We start from the raw sequence: 4,644 nt of genomic DNA, 5'->3' as shown, positions 1-4,644 counted from the left end.
GCCCCCATGACCCCGACCCACGCCCCCCAGCTCGAACAGGACGCTCAGGATCCGGGATTGATCCGGCTGTCCGGCCACTGGACCCTGAAGACCGCGCTGGCCGCGGCCGAAGTGCTGCGTGGCGTTCCGGACAAGCTGACCGGCATCGACGCCACAGGCATCGAGCTGCTCGACTCCGCCGGCGTGCTGCAGGTGCTGCGCGTCGCCCATCGCGCTGACCTCAGCGAAGACGCGTTGCAGTTCCGCCCGGACCACCAGGCGCTGGTGTGCACCATTGAGGAAGTAGCCGACGACCGCCCGAAGCCGAAGCGTGACTTCGGCGTACTGGCGGCACTGGAGCGGCTGGGTGTCAGCGTCCATGCCACCGGCCACAACATCAAGGCGCTGTGCAGCTTCCTCGGCGAGAACCTGGTCAAGGGTGCGCGCCTGGTCAAGGAGCCCCGACGTTTCCGCCTGACCGCGACCGTGCACCAGATGGAACAGGTCGGGTTGGATGCGGTGCCGCTGGTGGCGCTGCTGTCCTATCTGGTCGGCGCGGTGATCGCCTTCCTCGGCTCGACCATCCTGCGCGACTTCGGTGCGGAGATCTATGTGGTCGAGCTGGTGAACATCGCCTTCCTGCGCGAATTCGCCGTGCTGCTGACCGCGATCGTGCTGGCCGGCCGCACCGCCAGTGCCTTCACCGCGCAGATCGGTGCGATGAAGGCACGCGAGGAAATCGATGCGATGCGCACCCTGGGGCTCGATCCCATCGACCTGCTGGTACTGCCGCGCCTGGTCGCGCTGCTGTTGACCCTGCCGCTGCTGACCTTCATCGCGATGGTCGCCGGCCTGGCCGGCGGCATCACCGTCGGCGCGTTCGACCTGGACATCCCGCCGCAGATGTACATCGCGCGCATGCACGAAACGATGGAAGTGCGGCACATGCTGGTGGGCCTGTCCAAGGCGCCGGTGTTCGCGCTGGTGATCGGCCTGATCGGCTGCCTGGAAGGCCTGAAGGTGGAAGGCACCGCGCAGTCGGTCGGCGAACGCACCACCTCCAGCGTGGTGCAGACGATCTCGCTGGTGATCATCATCGACGCCTTCGCGGCGTTGTGGTTCATGCACATGGACTGGTGACATGACTACGCATCCGACCCCCGAAGACGTGCCCATGCAGGACGACGACGGCCACGACCTGGCCATACGCGTGCGCGGGCTGGTCAACCGCTTTGGCAGCCAGACCGTGCATGAAGGGCTGGACCTGGACGTGCGCCGTGGCGAGATCCTTGGCGTGGTGGGCGGCTCGGGTACCGGCAAATCGGTGCTGATGCGCTCGATCCTCGGGCTGCGCGTGCCGGATGAAGGGCAGATCGAGGTGCTCGGCCGCGATGCGCGCGCCGACGATCCCGAGAGCCGCCTGCATATCGAGCGCAACACCGGCGTGCTGTTCCAGGACGGCGCCCTGTTCTCGTCGCTGACCGTCGGCGAGAACGTGCAGGTGCCACTGAAGGAACACCACCGCGAACTGCCCGAGCGCTGGCATTACGAACTGGCACTGCTGAAGGTGAAACTGGCCGGCCTGCCCGCCGATGCCATCAACAAGCTGCCCTCGCAGCTGTCCGGCGGCATGCGCAAGCGCGCCGGCCTGGCACGTGCGCTGGCGCTGGATCCCCCCCTGCTGTTCCTGGATGAGCCCACCGCCGGCCTGGACCCGATCGGTGCGGCGGCGTTCGATCGCCTGATCAAGACGCTGCAGGAGGCGCTGGGGCTGACCGTGTTCCTGATCACCCACGACCTGGACACGCTGTATGCGATCTGCGACCGGGTGGCGGTCATCGCCGACCGCAAGGTGGTGGCCAATGCGCCGCTGCCGGAAATCGAGAGACTGGATCATCCGTGGATCCAGGAATACTTCCACGGACCCCGCGCGCGCGCTGCGCGTGGCGAACAGATCGAGAGTGCCTGAGCCATGGAAACAAAAGCCAACTACGTGCTGATCGGCGCGTTCACCCTGATCACCGGCCTTGCCCTGCTGGCCTTCGGCCTGTGGGCCGCCAAGTACTCCTCCGACCGCACCTGGCAGGAATACCGGGTGGTGTTCCGCGAAGCGGTGACCGGCCTGTCGGTCGGCAGCCCGGTGCAGTACAACGGCATCGCGGTGGGCTCGATCACCGAACTGAACCTGGTACCGGATGACCCGCGCCAGGTGGTCGCGCGCATCCGCCTGAACTCGACCACGCCGGTCAAGACCGATACCCGCGCCAAGCTGGCGATCACCAGCCTGACCGGCCCGTCGATCATCCAGCTCAGCGGCGGCACGCCGCAGTCGCCGGCGCTGACCACGGTCAACAAGGACCCGGCACCGATCATCCCGACCACGCCGTCGGCGCTGCAGAACATCACCGACGTGGCCAACCGCATCGTCGAGCGCATGGACCAGATCCTCAGCGACCGCAACGTCGCCTCGATCAACGCCACCCTGGCCAACCTGGAAACCATCAGTGGCGGCCTGGCCGACCGCGACCAGGGTACGCAGTCGCTGCTGCTCAGCGCGCGCGATGCCGCGCGCAGCCTTGACGCCACCCTGAAGACCACCAACGGCACCATCGAGCGCCTGGACAAGAACCTGGTGCAGCAGCTGCCGGGCATCATCGACAAGCTCGACGCCACCTTGGCCAAGCTTGATTCGGCGGCCGGCAATGCCGATTCGATCCTTGGCGAAAACCGCGCCGCCATCAACAGCTTCGCCAATGACGGCCTGGGCCAGCTCGGCCCGACCCTGGGTGAACTGCGTGGCCTGATCCGCGACCTGCGCCGGGTCAGCGACCGCCTCGAGAACAATCCCGCACGCTACCTGCTCGGCCGCGACGCCCCGAAGGAGTTCGAACCCAAATGAGCCCGACCACCCTTCCGCGCCTGTTGCTGGCAGCGTCGCTGGCCACCCTGCTGGGTGGCTGCTCGATCCTCGGCAGCGGCGACAAGAACCCCGTCACCCTGTATTCGCCGGCCGTGCAGGTCAAGGTCGACCCCAGCTGGCCGCAGGCCGACTGGCAGCTGGTGCTGGCCAAGCCCAGCGCCGCGCGCATGGTCGACAGCCCGCGCATCAACGTACGGCCGACGCCGTCGGAGCTGGAGATCTACAAGGGCGCCAGCTGGGCGCAGCCGGCCACCGACATGATCGAAGACACCCTGCTGCGTGGCTTCGAGGATTCCGGCCGCATCCACGGCGTGGCCCGCGTTRCCGCCGGCATCCGCGCCGACTACAAGCTGTCCACCGACATCCGTCGCTTCGAATCRGATTACCAGGGCCAGGCAACGCCGACGGTCGTCATCGAGATCAACGCCAAGCTGATCGACGTCACCAACCAGCGCGTGGTCGCCGACCGCACCTTCCGCCAGTTGCAGCCGGTGGGCAGCACCGATGTGTCGGCAGTGGCAGCGGCGTTCGAGCGTGGCCTGCAGCAGGTGGCGCAGGACGTGGTGGGCTGGACGCTGACCAGCGGGCGGAATGACAAGCAGGCGCTGAAGCGCTGAGGTTGCCCGTTTCGCACGCCGGGCATGGCCCGGCGCTACCGCCACCGGTTCCTGGTAGCGCCGGGCCATGCCCGGCGAACCCTGGTCAACGCGGATGGATCCAGCGGAACGTCAGGTTGATGCGTTCGCCCTGCACCCGCGCCATCTTCGGCAGCGCGTGCTGGTAGTGGCGCTGGGTGGCGCCGCCCATCAGCAGCAGGTCGCCATGACCGAGCAGGAATTCCGCCTTGCGCGTGGTGTCATCGCGGCGGCGCAGCAGGAACCGCCGCGCTGCGCCGAGGCTCAACGAAGCGATCAGCGGCGCCGGCCCCAGCTCGGGCTCGTCATCGCTGTGCCAGCCCATGTAGTCGCTGCCGCCGCGATAGCGGTTGAGCAGTACGCTGTTGAATCGACCGACGCTCTGTTCTTGCAGGCGGATGCGCAGTTCCTGCAGCAACGGTGGCCACGGATGCGGGATGAACTCGGTGCCTGAATAGCGGTAACGCGCCTGCGGATCACCGATCCAGCAGCTCAACCGCGGTGAATCCACCCAGTTGCCGAACATGCGGATGCGGTGGGTTTCCCAGGGGACTTCCTGCGCCAATACACGCTGCAGTGCATCGGCGTCGGCCGCTGGCAACCAGCCCGGCAGATGTCGGACGTCAGCATCAGGCAGATCGTGGGGGAATAGCATGGGAGATCAGGGAGATGGGGCAGCGACACGCCGCCCCGTGGATGCTCAGCGGCGCTTGAACGCGACGCCGGTCTTTTCCTTCAACTCATCCTCGCCCACACCCGCCGCAGTCTCCACCAGCACCAGGCCGTCATCGGTCACATCGAATACCGCCAGGTCGGTGATGATGCGGTCGACCACGCCCACACCGGTCAGCGGCAGCGTGCATTCGGCCAGGATCTTGTGCTCGCCGTTCCTGGCGGTGTGCTCCATCAGCACCACCACGCGCTGCACGCCGGCCACCAGGTCCATCGCACCGCCCATGCCCTTGACCATCTTGCCGGGCACCATCCAGTTGGCCAGGTCGCCCTTGTCGGTCACCTGCATCGCACCGAGGATGGCCAGGTTGACGTGGCCACCGCGGATCATCGCAAAGCTGTCATGGCTGCCGAAGTAGCTGGCGCCCGCACGTGCGG

The 4,644-nt window shown here is 67.1% G+C and carries 6 protein-coding genes; 4 read left to right on the top strand and 2 right to left on the bottom strand.

What is annotated here, in order from left to right:
* Nucleotides 1-6 precede the first annotated feature (6 nt).
* The 4 genes from AC1VAN_RS12380 to AC1VAN_RS12365 are packed head-to-tail and all read left to right on the top strand — an operon-like array spanning nt 7 to nt 3,516.
* Nucleotides 7-1,119, top strand: a complete 1,113-nt coding sequence (locus AC1VAN_RS12380; RefSeq protein WP_033830301.1) for an MlaE family ABC transporter permease — start codon at nt 7-9, stop codon at nt 1,117-1,119.
* Between the two features lies 1 nt (nt 1,120).
* Nucleotides 1,121-1,948, top strand: coding sequence for an ABC transporter ATP-binding protein (locus tag AC1VAN_RS12375; RefSeq protein ID WP_033830300.1), 828 nt, complete (start codon nt 1,121-1,123; stop codon nt 1,946-1,948).
* Between the two features lie 3 nt (nt 1,949-1,951).
* The gene (locus AC1VAN_RS12370; protein WP_025878489.1) at nt 1,952-2,878 is read left to right on the top strand and encodes an MlaD family protein; all 927 of its coding nucleotides are present in this window, start codon (nt 1,952-1,954) and stop codon (nt 2,876-2,878) included.
* A complete protein-coding gene (locus tag AC1VAN_RS12365) occupies nt 2,875-3,516 on the top strand; it encodes an ABC-type transport auxiliary lipoprotein family protein (protein WP_480985890.1) in 642 nt (213 codons plus the stop codon). The genes AC1VAN_RS12370 and AC1VAN_RS12365 overlap by 4 nt, the downstream gene beginning before the upstream one ends.
* Before the next feature lie 85 nt (nt 3,517-3,601).
* Here AC1VAN_RS12365 and AC1VAN_RS12360 read toward each other — a convergent pair whose 3' ends face one another.
* Entirely contained in the window at nt 3,602-4,189 is a 588-nt protein-coding gene (locus AC1VAN_RS12360) for an alpha-ketoglutarate-dependent dioxygenase AlkB family protein (RefSeq protein ID WP_033830298.1), read from the bottom strand.
* A gap of 45 nt (nt 4,190-4,234) precedes the next feature.
* The coding region (locus AC1VAN_RS12355) for a CoA-transferase (RefSeq protein WP_480985889.1) at nt 4,235-4,644 on the bottom strand (410 nt) is incomplete at its 5' end.

It is taken from the genome of Stenotrophomonas sp. 05L44_2, from assembly GCF_056665995.1.
Note: the sequence above shows the minus strand (reverse complement) of the source record. Positions and strands in the feature narration are given on the sequence as shown.